Origin of the sequence: Polaromonas sp., from assembly GCF_029945895.1 — a bacterium.
Taxonomy (GTDB): Bacteria; Pseudomonadota; Gammaproteobacteria; order Burkholderiales; family Burkholderiaceae_C; genus Polaromonas.
This window is the reverse complement of the sequence record NZ_JAQSDL010000077.1, coordinates 1-18794: the sequence shown is the minus strand read 5'-3', so window position 1 is coordinate 18794 and position 18794 is coordinate 1. Positions and strand designations below refer to the sequence as shown.

Below are 18794 nucleotides of genomic sequence, written 5' to 3'. Positions count from 1 at the left end.
GACACATTGGCGTCGCAGCGGAAGCTGCCTTCCTGCATGTTGCCGTCGCAGATGCCGATCCAGGTGACGATCTTGTGCAGCTCCTTGGCATAGGCCACGGCTTCCGCCGAGGAGCGCATGTCGGGCTCGGTCACGATCTCCAGCAGCGGCGTGCCGGCGCGGTTCAAATCGATGCCGCTCATGCCGATGAAGTCTTCATGCAGTGACTTGCCCGCGTCTTCTTCCAGGTGGGCGCGCACCAGGCGCACGGATTTTTTCTCCTCGCCCAGGAAAAAATCCACGCTGCCGCCCTGTACCACCGGGATCTCGAACTGGCTGATCTGGTAACCCTTGGGCAGGTCGGGGTAGAAATAGTTCTTGCGCGCGAACACGCTGCTTTCGGCAATATGGGCGCCCACGGCCAGGCCGAACTCGATTGCGCGTTGCACCGCGCCCTTGTTCATCACCGGCAGCGCGCCGGGCAGCGCAAAGTCCACCGCGGACGCCTGCGTGTTTGGCTCGGCGCCAAACGCGGTCGAGGCCCGGCTGAAAATTTTCGATTTCGTGGTCAGCTGGGTGTGGGTCTCGAAGCCGATGACGATTTCGTAGCCTTGTATGAGGAGGGCTGGCATATGGTTTAGATGAGATCAGGTGAGGGCTAGAACAATGCCTTTTGGGTCCCGCGTAACGACGATGCAAGGACATAACCGAATCCCTTGCTTCCTCGTATTTGTTCGCGAACGATAAAACCTTGTTCTTCGAGCTGATTAAAGACTCGCCGAATTTTTCGATAAAACAGATCAAAAGCACGTATGTCCGATTGATCACCGTCTTCTGCTGCCCACAGTCCGAAGCTGGCCTGTTTGGCGCTCACAACGTTTTTTGAACTAAAACTGTTGTAACGATAAATGACCGCAATAACTTTCCGCCATAGCAGAGGGAGATCGTCAATTGCATTTCCAAAACGAGAGCGAAGTTCATCTTCGAAAGTCTCTGCGTGCAAATTGCGGTCCGCCGTGTACACGGGATAGAGGTCGGTGCTCCGGCTATCTCGGGAGATCAGTCCAGCGCGCTCTAGTACTTTAATCGCCTGTGCGTGATTGTTATCAGGTGTTAGTAGAACGCAAAAACGACCCTCAGAGTTAGCCCATTCGCTTTTTATCAAATAGGCAAGAACCGCTTTCTTTTCATCTGAGAACTCCTCAAGCGATCCGAGTTTTTTTGCAATGTATGCGTCCCGGGACTCGAAGAGTTCTGTGATGCGAGCGTCAATCAATTGACCAGCCTGAAGGACCAAGGTGACTTCATCCGACTTGAACTTGAAGTATGGCAAATTCAATCGGTTGTCGAGGCTCAAATTGACCAGGGTGGACATTCCAATCCCCCGTCCCTCCCACTTACGATAAACCCTTAGGACATCGGCCAAGCGAGGATTCCGTGGCTTAGTCTCGGGAACTACACGTAGGATTGGTGTTTGACCTTGATTTAGTGGTGCAAGATTTAAAAGGAGCTGATCCCTAAACTTCCCTGGATTGGTGATTTCAATATGGCGTCCGGGGGTAATGGAAATGACCACCTGTTTGTTAATCGAGTAATCTCGATGTGCCAGAGCGTTGTTAATAGTCTCTCGCAAAACGGATTCCGGGTACTGCGGACTGACGGTGCCGCCACGGGAGATGGTCACACTCGCTTGAATATTGCGCAGCACATAGGCGTTTGCCTGCTCAAGCAAGGGCAAGACATTTGCGACCATGTCTTGCTTGTCTTGAACGACGATTGAGTCCTGGCTGGTGGCATTTACATAGCCATGAACATGTGCGCGAAATCCCAGAAGATCGCCTGGGTGCGCGCCACAAACTAAGCCGCCGAGCAGGGTTAGCCGACCGTCTATCAAAAATCGTTTACGCGTCAAAAAGGGAATGGCCTCATCTAGGCTTGGTTTGAGGCTCTCGATCTTTTGAAGTCTATTGAGTTGAAGAATGTACTCATTCAGTTTGTCAAGGTCGACACACTCCACCCCTTCCTTCCCCAATGGATCAAGTTCACGTGCTTGAGCGATTTCCTCAAGAAATTCGACTTGTCGATCGAGTTCCGCTTGCTTGATCTTGAGATCGCCAGTTAGCTGGCGCTTGAATGCATCGCCTCTAAAAAAAATGAAGCGTTGCTGGGCTGGAACAGCATCAACCCGCTGAACGGCAATTCGATTGCCCATGAACGAATGAATTTCTGTCGGCGGAAGATACTCCGTTAAATCGAGAGGGTGTTTTTCTGAATCGGAAAATATTTGGCGCATCTCGCTCAATTTATTTTCTGCCGATGCGTCGTAACCGGAGACCACATACTTTCGTTCGCTACCCCGGCCTTCCTCCTTGATACCGAGGATAAGCAGCCCTCCGCGCGTATTCAAGAATGCATTGACCGATTTGAACCGCTCTGACCAATCTTGGCCCGTTGATGGACAAGGCTTTAGCTCAATCGTGTCGCTTTCAAGTTCCTCGAACTTGCCTTGCTCGATAAGCGTTTGTAGCTGCGCCAAGAATATGGTCAAGTCATCCATTGCTGCTTATCTCAAAGAAGGCGTGCGCAGGTGCCAGTCGGTTGCCAGCTGGAACTGGTGCGCCGCACCCAGCAACTGTGCTTCCTTGAAATAGTTGCCGATCAGCTGCAGGCCGACCGGCATGCCGCCTTCGCCAAAGCCGGCCGGCACACTCATGCCGGGCAGGCCCGCCAGGCTGGACGACAGCGTATAGATGTCGGCCAGGTAGTTGGCAACCGGATCGTCTCCCTTTTCGCCGATCTTCCAGGCGACTGTGGGTGACACCGGGCCGGCGATGATGTCGCACTGGGCAAAGGCCTTCTGGAAATCCTCGGCTATCAGGCGGCGGATTTTTTGCGCTTTCAGGTAATAGGCATCGTAATAACCGTGCGACAGCACATAGGTGCCGATCATGATGCGGCGCGTCACCTCGTCGCCAAAACCTTCGGAGCGCGACTTCTTGTACATGTCGGTCAGGTCGGTGTAGTGGGCAGCCCGGTGACCGTAACGCACGCCGTCGAAGCGGCTCAGGTTGCTGCTGGCCTCGGCCGGAGCGATCACGTAATACACCGGGATCGACAGCTCTGTCAGCGGCAGGCTCACGTCCACCAGCGTTGCGCCCAGCTTCTCGAACTCTGCCAGCGCGCCGCGCACGGTTTGGAGCACGTCGGCCGAGCAGCCGGCGCCGAAAAACTGCGTGGGGAGCCCGATTTTCAAGCCTTTTAGCGGTGTAGCGCCCGTCCCTTGGGCGCTGGCAGCTATCAAATCAGTAGCGTAGTCCAGCGCCGGCAGGTCCAGCGAGGTGGAATCCCGGTCCGGGTCGGGCCCGGCCATGCTGGACAGCAGCAAGGCGCAGTCCAGTGCGCTGCGCGCCATCGGGCCGGCCTGGTCCAGGCTGGAGGCAAACGCCACCATGCCGTAACGTGAGCAGCGGCCGTAGGTCGGCTTGATGCCGGTGATGCCGGTCAGGGCGGCCGGCTGGCGGATGGATCCGCCGGTGTCGGTGCCGGTGGCAGCCGGGACCAGCCGCGCCGCCACGGCTGCCGCCGAACCGCCCGAGGAGCCGCCCGGCACGCGGGTGATGTCCCAGGGGTTCTGCACGGGTTTGTAGGCGCTGTTGTCGTTGCCCGAACCCATGGCGAACTCATCGCAGTTGAGCTTGCCCAGGGTCACCATGCCGGCGCCGCTGTGTACGCCGAGTCGGGCCACCACGGTGGCGTCAAACGGGCTGCGGTAGTTTTCCAGCATCTTCGAGCCGGCCGTGGTCGGGAAGTCGCGCGTGACAAAAATATCCTTGTGCGCCAGCGGCACGCCCAACAGCGGGGTGCGTTCGCCGGCGGCCAGGCGGACATCGGCCGCCCGGGCCTCGGCCAGCGACACCTCGCGGTCGGTGGCAAGGAAGGCGCCCAGGCTGTCGTGTTGCCGGATGCGGCCGAGAAAGTGCTGCGTGACTTCGACGCTGGAGACTTCACGGGCGGCGAGTTTGGCCGCAAGTTGGGCGACGCTCAAATCATGCAAATCGGTATGACTCATTCGATCACCTTTGGCACCAAAAACAGGCCACGCTCGACAGCGGGGGCGCTTTTCTGGCTTTCCTCGCGCTGGTTGGTTTCGGTCACGATGTCGTCGCGCAGCCTGAGGGCCACCTGGCCCAGGACCGCGGCAGGATGGGCCAGCGGTTCAACGCCTTCCGTGTTGACGGCGTCCATCTGTTCGACGAGGGCAAAAAAGCCGTTGAGCTGCCTGAGCGTGTGCTCGGTCTCGTCGGGGCGCAACTCCAGCCTCGCCAGGTTGGCGACGCGTGCGATGTCTTGGGATGTCAATGCCATGGGTAAAACAGGGGCTGAAACCGGGTGTAAAGATGAAATAATGGGCAGGGTGCCGCCCGGTGATTTACAGGGGATGCGTTATTATCCCGCCTTTGATGTGAAATCAGGGTTGGATGCACGCTTTAGGCGCGGTTTACGCTCTGGAATCAAGGTGTTGCCTCATTTTCCTGTCCATCGACTCTTTTTGACCACTCACAATCATCACAACAGGCGATAGGGCAACGAAGTTTGTTCCATGCCCAAAACCGGACTTCCCCACCATGTTTGAAACTTTCCGTCGGTACTTTTCCACCGACCTGGCGATTGACCTGGGTACCGCCAACACCCTGATTTTTGTACGTGACCGTGGCATTGTGCTGGATGAACCCTCGGTGGTCGCCATTCGCCACGAAGGCGGGCCCCAGGGCAAAAAAACCATTCAGGCCGTCGGCCACGAAGCCAAGGCCATGCTCGGCAAGGTCCCCGGCAACATCGAAGCCATCCGGCCGATGAAAGACGGCGTGATCGCCGACTTCACCGTCACCGAGCAGATGCTCAAGCAGTTCATCAAGATGGTGCATCCGCGCAGCTTCTTCAAGCCGAGCCCGCGCATCATCATCTGCGTGCCGTGTGGCTCGACCCAGGTCGAGCGCCGCGCGATCCGCGAAAGTGCCCTCGGCGCCGGTGCCAGCGACGTCTACCTGATTGAAGAACCGATGGCCGCGGCCATCGGCGCCGGCCTGCCGGTCTCTGAGGCCAGCGGCTCCATGGTGGTCGACATCGGCGGCGGCACCACCGAGGTCGGCGTGATTTCGCTGGGCGGCATGGTCTACAAGGGCAGCGTGCGTGTCGGCGGCGACCGTTTCGATGAGGCCATCATCAGCTACATCCGCCGCAACTACGGCATGCTGATCGGCGAGCCGACGGCCGAGGCCATCAAGAAAAACATCGGTTCGGCCTTCCCCGGCTCCGAGGTCAAGGAGATGGAAGTCAAGGGCCGCAACCTGTCTGAAGGCGTGCCGCGCAGCTTCACGATCTCCAGCAACGAGATCCTCGAAGCCCTGACCGACCCGCTCAACAACATCGTCAGTGCCGTGAAAACCGCGCTGGAGCATACGCCGCCCGAACTCGGCGCCGACATTGCCGACCGCGGCATGATGCTGACCGGCGGCGGCGCGTTGCTGCGCGACCTGGACCGCCTGCTGGCCGAGGAAACCGGCCTGCCGGTGCTGGTGGCCGAAGACCCGCTGACCTGCGTGGTGCGCGGTTGTGGCATTGCGCTGGAGCGCATGGACCGCCTCGGCTCCATCTTCACCTCGGAATAAACCTGGCGCATCCTCCTCGATGCAGCCGCACAGGCGCATGATTGACCGCAGACCATGCCCTTAGGAACCCTCGACAGAAGCCCGCCGCCCTTTTTCAAGCAGGGACCGTCGGCCCTTTCCAAGCTGATGTTTTTCAGCGCATTGGCCTTGTTCCTGATGGTGGCCGACCTGCGTTTCAAGATCACCCAGCCCGTCCGCGCGGCGGTGGCGACGGTGCTTTACCCTGTGCAGTGGCTGGCCCTGCAACCGGTTCGCGCGGCGCAGCACGGCGGCGGTTATTTCACCGCGCTGAGCCAGGCCCGTGCCAGCGAGGAGGCGGCCCGCCAGAAACTGGCGACGCAGTCGCTGCGCGCCAGTCAGGTCGAGCAGCTGGCCCTCGAAAACTCACGCCTGCGAAAGTTGCTCGATCTGCGCGAACAGGCGGCCCTCACCGGTCAGGCTGCACAGGTGCTTTACGACGCGCCCGACCCCTACACCCGCAAGGTCATCATCGACAAAGGCATGCTCCAGGGCGTGGCCCTCGGTTCGCCGGTGTTGGACGAGTCTGGTGTGCTGGGCCAGGTGACCCGCGTCCATCCACTGGTCAGTGAGGTCACCCTCGTGATTGACCGCGACCTTGCCATTCCCGTGCTCAACACCCGGACCGGCGCGCGCAGCGTGGCCTTCGGTGAGCCGACCAGCCATGGTGGCGGGTTGGAGCTGCGTTTCATGGGCAGCAATTCGGATGTGCAGCAGGGCGATCTGTTGACGACCAGCGGAGTCGATGGTGTTTATCCCCCGGGGCTGCCGGTGGCCAGAATTGACCGCATAGAGCGCCGTGCCGAATCGGCGTTTGCCCGGATCTCCTGTACGCCGCTGGCGCAGGTCAATGCCGCTTTCCATGTGATGGTGGTCAAGCCCTTGTCCGGGGAGACGCTGCCTTCCGCCGCCACTGAACCCGCGCCCATAACCCCCAGAAAAGGAGCCGGCAAATGATCATGCCCTCCGGTCAGCAACTGCTGCTGCCCGCCAACCCGGTGTTCATCTGGACCAGCCTGATTGCGGCCCTGTTGCTGGACATGCTTCCTCTCGGGCGGGTGCCCTGGATGCCGGATTTCCTGGCGCTGGTGCTGGTGTTCTGGAATATTCACCAGCCGCAGCGCGTGGGGATCGGCCTGGCTTTCATGTTCGGGCTGGGCATGGATGTGCACCAGTCGGCCCTGCTCGGCCAGCATGCGCTGGCCTACACGGCGCTGAGTTTTTTCGCCACCATGATCCACCGCCGCCTGCTGTGGTTCACCGTGCCGTCCCAGGCGCTGCAAATTCTGCCGCTGTTCGCTCTGGCGCACGGCGTGGAAATCATCATCCGCATGATCAGCGGCGGTGTTTTTCCGGGCTGGTTGCTGTTGCTGGCGCCGCTGGCCGAGTCCCTGCTGTGGCCGGTGATCAGCGTGATGCTGCTGGCGCCTCAGCGCCGGGCACCGGATCCCGACCAGAACCGGCCGTTGTGAAGCTCCCACGGTCGTTCACTGCGTGTAACTCCCTGTCCCCCGGGGGGGCCGCTGCGCCTGCGGGCCGGCAAAGCCGGGCCCGCGGCCCCTGCTTGAACAGAGGAGAGCCCCCACGCTCCCCCACTACGTGCGTGTCGCCGCCCCCCGAAGAGGTCGCTGCGCCTGCGGCCTGGTCCCCGGGCCGGTTCCGCGGCCCCTGCTTGAACGGGGTGCCGGATTGAAGACGGAGTGCTTGCAGATCGGGGCACTTTTTCGGCCGGCCCTGAGTCCTACCCGCCATGACTGAACTCAGGAACGTCGAGGCGGACCTTTCGCGCTTTCGCGCGCGGGTGCTGGTGGCCGGGCTGGTCATCCTGTTTGCCTTCATGCTGCTGGCCGCCCGGCTGGTTTACCTGCAGGTGGTGCGCCACGATGACCTCAACGAACAGGCGGAGAGCAACCGCACCGCCGTCGTTCCCATCGTGCCCAACCGCGGCCTGATCCTTGACCGCAACGGTGTGGTGCTGGCCACCAACTATTCGGCGTACACGCTCGAGATCACGCCCTCCAGGGTGGCCGATCTGGAGGAAACCATCGAGGCGCTCGGGCGGTTGGTGGAGATTCACCCGCGCGACAAGCGCCGCTTCAAGAAGCTGCGTGAGGAATCCCGCAATTTCGAGTCGCTGCCGATCCGCACACGGCTGACGGACGAAGAGGTCGCCCGTTTCGCGGCCCAGCGTTTTCGCTTTCCCGGGGTCGACATCAAGGCGCGGCTGTTTCGCAGCTACCCGAACGGTGAGCTGGCCAGCCACGTGGTTGGCTACATCGGGCGCATCAACCTTGCTGAAAAGGAACGGATCGAGGAGAGCGACGAAGAAGGCAATTACCGGGGGACCGACTATATCGGCAAGCTCGGCGTTGAGCAGAGCTTTGAAGCCCAGCTGCACGGCAGCACCGGCGTCGAACAGGTGGAAACCTCGGCGGGTGGCCGCGCGGTGCGCAAGCTCGCCAGCACGGCGGCGGTGCCCGGCGACACGGTGATGCTGTCCATCGACATCAAGCTGCAGAAACTGGTGGAAGACCTGTTTGGCGACCGGCGCGGTGCGCTGGTGGCCCTGGACCCGACCACCGGGGAGGTGCTGGCCTTCGTCAGCAAACCGACTTTTGATCCCAACCTGTTTGTCGACGGCATCGACAGTGAAAGCTGGCAGGCGCTCAACGAGTCGATCGACAAGCCGCTGCTGAACCGGGCACTGCGCGGAACCTACCCGCCCGGCTCCACCTACAAGCCATTCATGGCGCTGGCGGCGCTGGAGTCCGGCAAGCGGCAGCCCGGCAGCATCACCAATGACACCGGTTCCTGGATGTTTGGCGGCCACCAGTTCCGCAGCCATGGCGCCGGACTGGGCCCGGTGGACATGTACCAGAGCATCGTCAAGTCGAGCAATGTCTACTACTACTCGCTGGCCAATGACCTTGGTGTCGACGCCATGCACGACTTCATGAAACCGCTCGGCTTCGGGCAGATCACCGGCATCGACATCAACGGTGAAGTGCGCGGCGTGCTGCCCAGCCAGGAGTGGAAGCGCAAGACCTACAAGCGGGCGGACCAGCAGAAATGGTATCCCGGAGAAACCATTTCACTGGGCATCGGCCAGGGCTACAACGCATTCACCATGCTGCAGCTCGCGCAGGCCACTGCGACGCTGGCGAACAACGGGGTCCGCCATAAACCGCAGCTGGTGATCGCCACACAAAATCCGATGACGCGGGCCATCGAACCCATTGCCCCGCAGCCTCCGCAGAATCTGGGCTACAAGCCGGAAAACGTGGCGGTGATCCGCAAGGCACTGGTCGGTGTCACGCAGGAGGGCACGTCGACCCGGGTGTTTGCGGGTGCCGGCTACCTCAGCGGCGGCAAGACTGGCACAGCCCAGGCGGTAGGTGTCGGCCAGAAAGACAAGTACGACGCCCGCAAACTCGAAGAGCACCAGAGGGACCATGCCCTGTACATGGCTTTTGCGCCCGCCGATCATCCGAAAATTGCGCTGGCGGTGGTGGTGGAAAACGCGGGCTTCGGCGCGGCCCATGCGGCGCCCATTGCCCGGCGCGTGTTTGACTACGTGCTGCTCGGTCAGTACCCCAGTGAGGTGGACATGGCTGCCGTGCAAAAGGGGCTGGCTGCGGCACCCATCGGCAAGCCACGTCTGGCCGCTGAGATGACAGGATTGCTGACCGGCGGCGCAAACGGCCTGGCGCGGCAGACCAGCGCCGTGGCGGCGGCCAACGCCGCCCGTGCTGCGGTCATCACCGAGGCCATCGGCAAGCTGCCCCCCCTTCCGCCCGACGCAGACTAGGATCTTTTCGACGCTATTTGAGGAAAGCGTCAAACCCGGTTTTCAGGATCAGTGCGCTGACCACCACGATAAACACCACGCGTACAAAACCCGCACCATGCTTGAGCGCCAGGCGCGTGCCCAGCAGGCTGCCCACCACGTTGGCCAAGGCCATGGTCAGCGCGAAATGCCACCAGACGTGGCCCTTGTACGCAAACAGCAGCAGGGCGGCCAGGTTGGTGGCGGTGTTGAGCAGCTTGGCGGAGGCCGAAGCGCTCAGAAAGTCGTAACCCATCCAGCGCACAAACAGGAAGACAAAAAAGCTGCCGGTGCCCGGGCCGAAAAATCCGTCGTAAAAACCCAGCAGGATACCGATGGTGCAGGCCGCCCAGGTTTCTGCGCGACCGGAAAACCGTGGTGCGTGGGTGCGCCCCAGGTCCTTGCGGACCAGGGTGTACAAGAGCACGGCCAACAGCACAAACGGCAGGACCTTGCGCAGAAAGCCCGGGGAAATCACGGTGACCAGCCAGGCACCGGCAAACGAGCCGGCAAAACCGGCCAGCGCGGCCGGTAGCAGGGCGGCCCAGCGCATGTCCACGCGCCGCGCGTATTGCACGGTAGCCACCGCCGTGCCCCAGACCGATGCGCCCTTGTTCACGCCAAACAGCGTCGCCGGGTGGGTGGTGGGAAACACGGCGAACAGGGCGGGCACCAGAATCAGCCCGCCGCCACCAACGATGGAGTCCACAAAACCCGCCAGCAGCGAGGCCAATGACACGATCAGTAGTTCCATCGGCGAATTGTCTCATTGGAGCCGCCGGTGGCAGGCTGGAGGCCCGGCCCCGCCCACAGGAGCATCGGATTGGCCAGGCAAAAAAAAGCGCCGGGTTGACCGGCGCTTGGTAAAAAACATCTCTCTGGATGCCAATTCTGTTCTGTCGTGCTTGTGCGAGTTTGTCTCCTCGGCCCTCTGCGAGCAGCTTGGCTCGTATGCAGATCGCTTACTGTAGTACGCGCACCCGCATAGTGCATCGGGACTTTCCCTTCCCTGTACCGGGTGCGTGTTATCCCGACCAACCGCCTGGATGTGTCGAAAAAGGGCGCCGCAAGCATGGCACGACTTATGCCTGTTACGAGATGTTCGCTCCATTTGGCACACATCGGAAAACACCATGCACCACAAGCGGTTCGTCACATTGGGTTGGGGTCTCGGGCTGCTGTTGGCCGCCACGCTGGCCGGGGCGCAGACGCCGGCTCCCCCTGCGGAGGCCACGTCCCCGGTGGCGGCTGTCAGCCCGCCGGCCCAAGCGGCGGCGCAGGTGGCTGCGCCGCCTGCCGCAGTAGCGACACCGGCCCCCGCTCCCGCTCCGCTGACCCGCCCGGGTCTGGTGGCCGCCGATACCCTCAATGGCGCTGACACCGCCTGGATGATGACCTCGACGGCCCTGGTGCTGCTGATGACCCTTCCGGGCATTGCCCTCTTCTACGGCGGCATGGTGCGCAAGAAAAACGTGCTCAACACGATGGCCTGCGTGGTGGCGATTTGCGCTGTTGTCAGCCTGCTGTGGTTTGCCGTCGGCTACTCCCTGGCCTTCACGCCAGGCAGCGGCGCGCTGGGCCCCTACATTGGGGGGGGCGAACGGCTCTGGTTTGCCGGGCTGGACTACGTCAAGGACGCTCAGAAAGTCGCGGTCAGTCATATCGCCCCGAATATCCCCGAGTCGGTGTATGCGATGTTCCAGCTGACCTTTGCCATCATCACTGCGGCGCTGGTGGTCGGTGCGTTTGTGGAGCGCATGCGTTTTTCGGCCATGCTGTGTTTCATCAGCCTCTGGACCCTGGTCGTTTATGCACCCATTGCGCACTGGGTCTGGGAACCCAGCGGCTGGTTGGCGCAGCTTGGGGCGCTCGATTTTGCGGGGGGCTCCGTGGTCCACATCAATGCCGGTGTGGCGGGGCTCGTCTGTGCCTACGTGCTCGGTCCGCGCCGCGGCTACGGCCGTGAGGCCTTCACACCCTTCAACCTCGGGCTCACCATGGCTGGTGCCGGCATGCTCTGGGTTGGCTGGTTCGGCTTCAATGCCGGTTCCGCGGTGGCCTCCGATGGCCGGGCCGGCCTGGCGATGGCGGTGACACACATCGCCGCCGCCGCCGGCGCCCTGTCATGGATGGCGGCGGAGTGGCTGGTTCGCAAGCGGCCCACCTTGCTCGGCCTGTGTTCGGGGCTGGTGGCCGGGCTGGTCGCCATCACCCCGGCGGCCGGCTTTGTCTCGCCTCGTGCGGCGCTGGCCATCGGGCTGATTGCCGGCGTCGCCTGCTACTGGGGCGCCACCGGCCTGAAACGCCTGCTCAATGCCGACGACTCCCTCGATGTGTTCGGCGTGCACGGCGTGGGCGGCATCGTCGGCTCGTTGCTGACCGGCGTGTTTGCCAGCAAAACCATCTCGGGCGTGGAAGGCAGCGTGCTGACCCAGGCCATCGGTGTGGGAGCCGTGCTGGGCTACAGCCTGCTCATGACGGCCGTGGTGCTCTGGATCACTTCGCAGGTGTTCAGCCTGCGGGTCAGCGACAGTTCGGAATCCGACGGCCTGGACATCGCCCAGCATGCCGAGCGGATCGGCACCTGATGGAAGGTCCAGACATGCCCTCCAGCGAAAAAATCGCGATCGCTGCCCACCTGCATGTGTTGCTGCGCAGGAAGACCGGGCGGGTGACCGACACCGAGTGGATGGCGACCAACGCCGAATATGCCGCCGAAATTGTCCGTTTCTCGCGCGAGAAGGCGGCCGAAGATGGTCACCTCGATCTGGGGGTCTGGGCCGACCGGCTCGAAGAAATCATGACCTCTCCGGAGGCCAGACACCGCGTGCCGCTGGTCAGGATGATGGCCGATGCAGTCAGGGAGCGCGGCGCGGCGTCACCGGCGGCCGTTGCGCCGGTGCCGGATCAGCGGGGTGCCCGCTCGGTCAACACCGCGGAAGAGGTTTACCCCGAGTCGGGATTCATCGAGTCGACGTTTGGCAATTTTTTTGGCGACAGCGAAAAACACCGCGAGCCAAAGCCGCGCGATCCGGACGCCCCCCGTTATGTGAAGGGCCTGCGCTGAGCGCGCGCCAGCCGCGAGTCACTTCAGCGTGATACCGGCGCCAGCGTGAAATAAAAGCATGCGCCCTGACCGGGCGCCGATGTGGCCCAGATGCGTCCGCCGTGGCGCGTGACAATCCTGCGGGCAGTCGCCAGGCCGATGCCGGCACCGGCAAATTCACCCGGCGAGTGCAGGCGCTGGAAAGCCGTGAACAACTTGTCGGCATAGGCCATGTCAAAGCCGACGCCGTTGTCCCTCACGAAAAAGATGATCTCGCCGTCGGTGCCCGGCTCGCTGCCCACGGTGATCTCGGCGTGCGCCTGCCGCGACGTGAATTTCCAGGCATTGCCCAACAGGGTGTTCAGCAAGTGAAACACCAGCCCGGCGTCGGCCTGCACCGCCGGAAGCGTCTGGACCTGGCTGGCCACCTGACGTTCGGGGTGCTGCAACTGCAATGATTTCAGAATAGCGCCGGACATGGCGCCCAGGTCCACCTGCTCGCGGCGTGACTGCGTGCGCGACAGCTGCGCCAGCGCCAGCAGGCTGTCGGTCCTTTCGTTCATCTGGCTGACCCCGGCACGGATGCGCTGGAGGTAGTGCCTGCCGCGCTCGCTGATGCCAGCTGCCATTTCCTTTTCCAGCAGGCGGGTCATGCCGTTGATGGCAATGTAGGGCTGGCGCAGGTCATGGGCCAGGGCCTGCGAGAAAGCCTGCAGCTCCAGGGTGGCTGCGGTGAGCTGGGCGGTGCGTTTTTCCACGCGGGTTTCCAGCTCCGCATTGAGCTGCAGGATCTCCTGCTCGGCCAGCTTGCGCTCGGTGATGTCGCGCAGGATCACGCTGACCTGCACGTCGCCCTCGCTGTTCACATGCTGCGACGAAGAAGCCTCGGCCGGAAAGCGGGTGCCGTCCCCGCGTACACAGGTGAGTTCGCCGCGGAACCTGGCGGATCGGCTGATCTGCATCATCAGCCCGGCCATGGCTGGATCCGTCGCGTCCACGAGACCGGCGATGCCCGCTGTCCTGATTTGCTGTTCGCTCATCCTGAACATGGTGCAGGCGGCCTGGTTGGTCGCGACCACTGTGCCGTCCGGCAGGCTCTGCAGAAAGCCGTCCAGGCTGGTTTCGACCACCAGCCGGAAGCGCTCCTCGCTGATGCGCAAGGTGTCCTCGGCTGCCAGCAGGCTGCGGTGTCGCCGTGCCCGACTCTGCGCCGCGGAGACCAGCGTTTCCGGGGAAACCGGCTTGGTGATGAAGTCATCGCCGCCCTGCCGCAGCGCCTGGGCCTGCTTGTGCAGGCTGGTTTCAGCGGACAGAAAGATGATGGGTACCCGGACGAACTCGGGTTGCTGCCGGATCAGTGTGGCCAGTTCGATCCCGTTGCATTGCGGCATGTGAATGTCGCAGGTGATCACGTCGGGCCGGAAATCAACCAGCGGCGCCATGACCTCGCGGGGCTCGGTGACGATAGAGGTCTGCATGCCTGCTGCCTGCAACACGCCGGCATAAAAGCCCGCCAGCGCTTCGTCGTCCTCGATGATCAGTACCCGGTAGGGCTGCGTCGGCTCCGCCGAGGTGAGCAGGTCCAGCAGGGCGATGATGGCCCGCACATCCAGTGGGCGCGGGAAGTAACCGGCTGCCCCGGCCCGCACGGCGGCCAGGCGGGTCGGGAAGTCCGTGCCGGCGCCCATGAGAAGCAGGGGCGCTCTGCCTTCTGTGGTCGGGCCGGGTGCAGCCAGCCCCGGCCGTGCCACCAGAGGGTCTGCAGAAAACGCGATGTCGGCAAGAATGGCCGCCGGCCCTTCCTGCAGCGCCGCCTGGCTGGCCTCAGCAGGCCGGGTGAACACGCGGATCTGGTAGCCGCCATGGCCAAGCTGATCAGCAAGCTGGCTGGCCGCCACCCCGTCAGGATCGATGATGTGAAGCAGCCGTGCCGGCCCGGCGGGTTGTCGCCGGGCGGCTTCGCTGCCGGCCGTGGGGGCCGAAGCTGGAGTGTCGGCGCCTGGCCCGTCCTTCGTCGCGGCGGCTTTGAGTGCCTCCAGACTGGCCTCCAGCATGAGACGATCGTCGCCGTCCGGAAAACCCGGGGCACCGGGGTTTTCCGAGAGAATTTTCTCGATCCTTGCCGCGGCTTCGCTGACGGCAGGAAAACCAAAGGTTCCGCCAGAGCCCGCCAGTTTGTGGGCTTGCGCCAGCACGAAAAGCAAAGCCTCCTGGCCGCTGGGTCCGGCAGTGCCGCCGTCAAGCTGGTGCAGCGCCGCCTCCAGCGCACGGATCTTTTCCGGCAGCCCGTCCGCATACAGCGCGCGCTGGGTCTGCATGTAAAGGGCAAGGCTGGTCATCGGCATCAATGCTTTGGGTTTGGAGGGGGCAGGTTGATTATCGGGCTGGCGCCGACCTGGGCTGCCCCGGACGTATCATGACCCCAGGATGCACGGCGTCCTGAGTCCTTTCGCACAGGCAAGCACCAGCCAGGCCAACCACCCATGACGCATCCGGACAGCAGCAGCACGAAAAAGCCCCGCCCGGCCCCTGCAGGCCTTCGGTGGGGGCCGCTGCTGATCCTGCTTTTCTGGCTGGTGGTCATGGCTGCTCTGTACGCCGTGATGCGCCAGGTGTTGAAGCCACCTGCGCTGACGGTGTCGGTGGCCGGGGAACTGGTGATTCCGCGTGCCCGGGACGGCCACTTTTACGTTCAGGGACAGGTTCATGGCCGGCCTGTCACTTTTCTGGTGGATACCGGCGCTTCGCTGGTGGTGGTCAGCCGGGAGTTTGCGCGGACCGCTGGCTTGGCGGCGGGCGAGGCGACCACCTTCCGGACCGCCAGCGGCGAGTTGGAGGGCCGGATCGTCCAGGGTGTCACGGTGTCAGTCGGGCCGGCCAGCGTTTCGGGCACACGGGTCGGCGTGGGGCTGGTGGGGCCCGATCCCGCCATGGCCCTGCTGGGGCAGAGCTTTCTGTCCCGATTCGAGATCGTGCTGTCCGGGGACAACATGGTGCTGCGCGGCAAATAAGGAGTCCATGGTGTTCACTTTTTGCATGAGCCAGCCGACGGTTAAGACATAGGTTCTCTCGCCGGCCGCCAGGTGGGGAAAAGGACGGTAAATAAGTTACTGCCACCCCGGTAATTGATGACTGACACAGGCGCTGCGTCGTCCTAAGATGACACCTGTTCAGCTCTTCCGGCTGACGGCAGGAGATCCCCATGATGCGAGCCATCGTCACATTTTTGATCAGCGCGTTTGCCTGTGCATGCATGCCGGCCGTTGCCGCCGATATCTCTGCCTACCAGCGTGGTGTGTTGATTCAGGGGACGATCGAAAAAGGCGACTACGCCAGGATCATCGCGTTCGTCCGGCATCCCGACAACTACGGGCGCTTTGCGCGCATGGTTTACCTGGATTCATCGGGCGGTGACGTGGTTGAGGCCATCAAGATCGCCCACCTGCTAGACAAGAGTTCCGCCGCCACCCATGTCGCCAGTGGCGCGCGCTGCTACAGCGCCTGTTTCATTTTGTGGATGAGCGGCGTGACCCGCCATGTGTCCACGGGTGCCACGCTGGGCGTGCACCGCATCCATGTTCAGGTCAAGGAAGGCAGCATTGACCAGCAGTCGGCGTATGTCAGCCAGATCGCGCGCACGGTTGAAAACTACATGTCGGGGCTGGGCACACCGCGCGCCATCCTCGACAAGATGAACGCCACCGCGCCGGCAGATCTGTTTGTCATCAGCCCGCGCTGGCTGGCCGAGCAGCATCTGCTGACCGCGGTGTCTTACCGGCTCGGTTTCATTGATGCGGCGCAGGCGCGCTGCGGGCCCGAACCTGTGGCGCTGGCCATGAAGGCGAAGACGCCGCCGGCCGAGGACGAGACGGAACATTGGGTCTCGCAGATCAAGAGCTGGATATCCTGCGCTGACGAGCTGCGCGCCAGCAACCAGAGAGGTGACGGCGTGACCATCGCCGCGCTGATTGGGCAGTGAAGCAAGCCCCCACGCTTGTCACTGCGTGTACTGCGAAACCCCGGCGGTCAGCCGTCGACAGCTCAAAACGAACGGTATGAGCGGTCGTAGGTGGGGCTTCGCTCCAGACCAGCCAGGGCCGCGGAACCGGCTTCGCCGGGCCGCAGGCGCAGCGGCCCCCTCGGGGGCAGGAAGCTACGCGAAGCGAGCGACCGTGGGGGCCTTACTTGGCGACCTTAATTTCCGTCGCGTATCCACTGCGCGGCTTTTTCCGCAATCATCAGGGTAGGTGAGTTGGTGTTGCCGCTGGTGATCAGCGGCATCACGCCGGCGTCCACCACCCGCAGTCCCGTCACCCCGCGCACCCGGAGGTGGGCGTCGACGACGGCCATGGGGTCATCAGCCGTGCCCATTTTGGTGGTGCCTACCGGGTGGAAGATGGTGGTGGCTATGTCGCCGGCCAGCCGCGCCAGGTCGTCATCGCTCTGGAACTGCACACCGGGGCGGAACTCTTCGGGCTGGTAGCCGGCCAGGGCGCTCTGGCTCACGATGCGGCGCGTGACACGCAGGGAGTCGGCCGCCACCTTCCGGTCCTCGGCGGTGCTGAGGTAGTTGGGTGCAATCGCCGGCGCATCTTCAAAGTTGCCGCTCTTGATCTGAACGGAACCCCGGCTGGTGGGGTTGAGGTTGCAGACGCTGGCGGTGAAAGCATTGAAGCTGTGCAGCGGCTCGCCAAATGCGTCGAGCGACAGCGGTTGCACGTGGTACTCGATGTTGGGCCAGGGCTGGTCCGGCGAGCTGCGCGTGAAGGCGCCAAGCTGCGACGGCGCCATGCTCATTGGGCCGGTCTGTTTGAGCGCGTATTCGAGGCCGATTCTGGCCTTGCCCCAGAGCGAGCTGGCCAGGGTGTTGAGCGTGAAGTTTTTCGCCTTGCTGCCTGCAACGGGCTTGACCTTGTAGACCGAGCGGATCTGCAGGTGGTCCTGCAGGTTGGCGCCCACGCCGGGCAGGTCCACCACCACAGGAATGCCGTGTTGTTGCAGCAGTGCCGCCGGGCCGATGCCCGAGAGTTGCAGGATCTGCGGCGAGCCTATGCTGCCGGCGCTCAGGATGACCTCGCCCAGCTTGCCCTGCGCCTTGCCCGAGTCGCGCGTGGCAAAGGCCTGCACGCGTTCATGGCCGGTCCAGACCTCGACGCCGGTGCAACGCTGGCTGCCGTCGTCCTGGCGCTCGACAACGAGTTTGCAGACCTGCGCCCCGGTCCACATCTCGAAGTTGGGACGCGCAAAACAGGTGGGACGCAAAAACGCCTTGGCGGTGTTCCAGCGCCAGCCGCTTTTCTGGTTGACCTCGAAATAACCGACGCCTTCATTGTTGCCGCCATTGAAGTCGTCGGTGGCCGGAATGCCCGCCTGCTGCGCCGCCGCCGCAAACGCGTCGAGGATGTCCCAGCGCAGGCGCTGCTTTTCCACCCGCCATTCGCCGCCCATCTTGCGCGCCAGGCCTTCGCTGGCGGCGTGCTGGCTCTTGTGGCCATGCAGTCGCCGGAAGTTTTCATTGACCTCGGCCTGTGCCTTGCCTTGGGGCGCATCGAGTTTGTAGTGGTCCTCGTGTTTGCGAAAGCCCGGCAGCACATTGTCCCAGCGCCAGGCGTCGTCGCCGGTGAGTTCGGCCCAGCGGTCGTAGTCGCGCGCCTGGCCGCGCATGTAGATCATGCCGTTGATGCTGGAGCAGCCGCCCAGCGTCTTGCCGCGCGGATAACGCAGGCTGCGGCCGTTCAGGCCGGCGTCGGGTTCGGTGTTGTAGAGCCAGTCGGTGCGCGGGTTGCCGATGCAGTAGAGGTAGCCGACCGGGATGTGGATCCAGTGGTAGTCGTCCTTGCGGCCGGCCTCGATCAGCAACACACGTTTGGACGCGTCGGCGCTCAGGCGGTTGGCCAGCAGGCAACCGGCGGTGCCGCCCCCGACGATGATGTAGTCAAAGATGTTTTCGTTCATGCGTCTTGTCTCGTCGTTCTTGTTGTGGGACCTGGCTGGTGCCGTCTAGCCCCAGTGCGCCTCAAGTCAGCGCGGGTCCGGCTCCGCCGGCCCGCAGGTGGCGCCCCCGTGGGGGGAGGCGGCCGCAGGCCGCTTCGGGGGGGAACCTATTTTGCCGTGGGCATGACGAACTCCGCCCCCTTGCCAATGCTCTCGGGCCAGCGTTGCATGATGGACTTCTGCTTGGTGTAAAAACGCACGCCCTCTTCGCCGTAGGCATGCATGTCGCCAAACAGGCTTTTCTTCCAGCCGCCAAAGCCGT

The 18794-nt window shown here is 63.1% G+C and carries 13 protein-coding genes and 2 pseudogenes; 8 read left to right on the top strand and 7 right to left on the bottom strand.

Annotation, left to right across the window (positions count from 1 at the left end; all coding sequences use genetic code 11):
• From gatB to gatC, 4 genes and pseudogenes are all read right to left on the bottom strand, one after another.
• A pseudogene (gene gatB, locus PSV33_RS09460) lies at nucleotides 1-611 on the bottom strand (Asp-tRNA(Asn)/Glu-tRNA(Gln) amidotransferase GatCAB subunit B); the annotation flags it as partial.
• A 26-nt stretch (nucleotides 612-637) separates the two neighbouring features.
• The gene (locus PSV33_RS09455) at nucleotides 638-2536 is read right to left on the bottom strand and encodes an ATP-binding protein (protein ID WP_300560949.1); all 1899 of its coding nucleotides are present in this window, start codon (nucleotides 2534-2536) and stop codon (nucleotides 638-640) included.
• A 6-nt stretch (nucleotides 2537-2542) separates the two neighbouring features.
• Nucleotides 2543-4048, bottom strand: a complete 1506-nt coding sequence (gene gatA / locus PSV33_RS09450) for an Asp-tRNA(Asn)/Glu-tRNA(Gln) amidotransferase subunit GatA (RefSeq protein WP_300560947.1) — start codon at nucleotides 4046-4048, stop codon at nucleotides 2543-2545.
• Nucleotides 4045-4344, bottom strand: a complete 300-nt coding sequence (gatC, locus tag PSV33_RS09445) for an Asp-tRNA(Asn)/Glu-tRNA(Gln) amidotransferase subunit GatC (RefSeq protein WP_300560945.1) — start codon at nucleotides 4342-4344, stop codon at nucleotides 4045-4047. Before gatC ends, gatA begins: the two co-directional genes overlap by 4 nt.
• A gap of 260 nt (nucleotides 4345-4604) precedes the next feature.
• On the opposite strand from gatC, the gene PSV33_RS09440 reads away from it, so the two are divergent.
• From PSV33_RS09440 to mrdA, 4 genes are all read left to right on the top strand, one after another.
• The gene (locus tag PSV33_RS09440; RefSeq protein ID WP_077592290.1) at nucleotides 4605-5648 is read left to right on the top strand and encodes a rod shape-determining protein; all 1044 of its coding nucleotides are present in this window, start codon (nucleotides 4605-4607) and stop codon (nucleotides 5646-5648) included.
• Nucleotides 5649-5702: 54 nt separating this feature from the next.
• On the top strand, nucleotides 5703-6623 hold the full coding sequence (mreC, locus tag PSV33_RS09435) for a rod shape-determining protein MreC (RefSeq protein ID WP_300560944.1): 921 nt from the start codon (nucleotides 5703-5705) through the stop codon (nucleotides 6621-6623).
• A complete protein-coding gene (gene mreD, locus PSV33_RS09430; protein WP_300512125.1) occupies nucleotides 6620-7138 on the top strand; it encodes a rod shape-determining protein MreD in 519 nt (172 codons plus the stop codon). The genes mreC and mreD overlap by 4 nt, the downstream gene beginning before the upstream one ends.
• 278 nt (nucleotides 7139-7416) lie before the next feature.
• On the top strand, nucleotides 7417-9474 hold the full coding sequence (mrdA, locus tag PSV33_RS09425) for a penicillin-binding protein 2 (protein ID WP_300560943.1): 2058 nt from the start codon (nucleotides 7417-7419) through the stop codon (nucleotides 9472-9474).
• A 13-nt stretch (nucleotides 9475-9487) separates the two neighbouring features.
• Here the strand turns inward: mrdA and PSV33_RS09420 are convergent, their stop codons facing one another.
• Nucleotides 9488-10246: a TSUP family transporter gene (locus PSV33_RS09420; RefSeq protein WP_300560941.1), complete on the bottom strand. Its 759-nt coding sequence runs from the start codon at nucleotides 10244-10246 to the stop codon at nucleotides 9488-9490.
• A 634-nt stretch (nucleotides 10247-10880) separates the two neighbouring features.
• On the opposite strand from PSV33_RS09420, the gene PSV33_RS09415 reads away from it, so the two are divergent.
• Together PSV33_RS09415 and PSV33_RS09410 are read left to right on the top strand one after the other, a co-directional pair.
• Nucleotides 10881-12080 (top strand): ammonium transporter, encoded by a 1200-nt coding sequence (locus PSV33_RS09415; protein ID WP_300560951.1) that lies wholly within the window; start codon nucleotides 10881-10883, stop codon nucleotides 12078-12080.
• A 14-nt stretch (nucleotides 12081-12094) separates the two neighbouring features.
• Nucleotides 12095-12361: pseudogene (locus PSV33_RS09410) on the top strand (hypothetical protein); the annotation flags it as partial.
• 221 nt (nucleotides 12362-12582) lie between these two features.
• Here the strand turns inward: PSV33_RS09410 and PSV33_RS09405 are convergent.
• Nucleotides 12583-14877 (bottom strand): response regulator, encoded by a 2295-nt coding sequence (locus tag PSV33_RS09405; protein WP_300560939.1) that lies wholly within the window; start codon nucleotides 14875-14877, stop codon nucleotides 12583-12585.
• Between the two features lie 144 nt (nucleotides 14878-15021).
• Here PSV33_RS09405 and PSV33_RS09400 point away from each other — a divergent pair, with 144 nt between their 5' ends.
• Both PSV33_RS09400 and PSV33_RS09395 read left to right on the top strand, forming a co-directional pair.
• Nucleotides 15022-15549 (top strand): TIGR02281 family clan AA aspartic protease, encoded by a 528-nt coding sequence (locus PSV33_RS09400; RefSeq protein WP_300560938.1) that lies wholly within the window; start codon nucleotides 15022-15024, stop codon nucleotides 15547-15549.
• A gap of 191 nt (nucleotides 15550-15740) precedes the next feature.
• Nucleotides 15741-16517: a hypothetical protein gene (locus PSV33_RS09395; protein ID WP_300560937.1), complete on the top strand. Its 777-nt coding sequence runs from the start codon at nucleotides 15741-15743 to the stop codon at nucleotides 16515-16517.
• Nucleotides 16518-16732: 215 nt separating this feature from the next.
• Here PSV33_RS09395 and PSV33_RS09390 read toward each other — a convergent pair whose 3' ends face one another.
• Nucleotides 16733-18493: a GMC family oxidoreductase N-terminal domain-containing protein gene (locus PSV33_RS09390; RefSeq protein WP_300560935.1), complete on the bottom strand. Its 1761-nt coding sequence runs from the start codon at nucleotides 18491-18493 to the stop codon at nucleotides 16733-16735.
• Nucleotides 18494-18794: the final 301 nt, after the last annotated feature.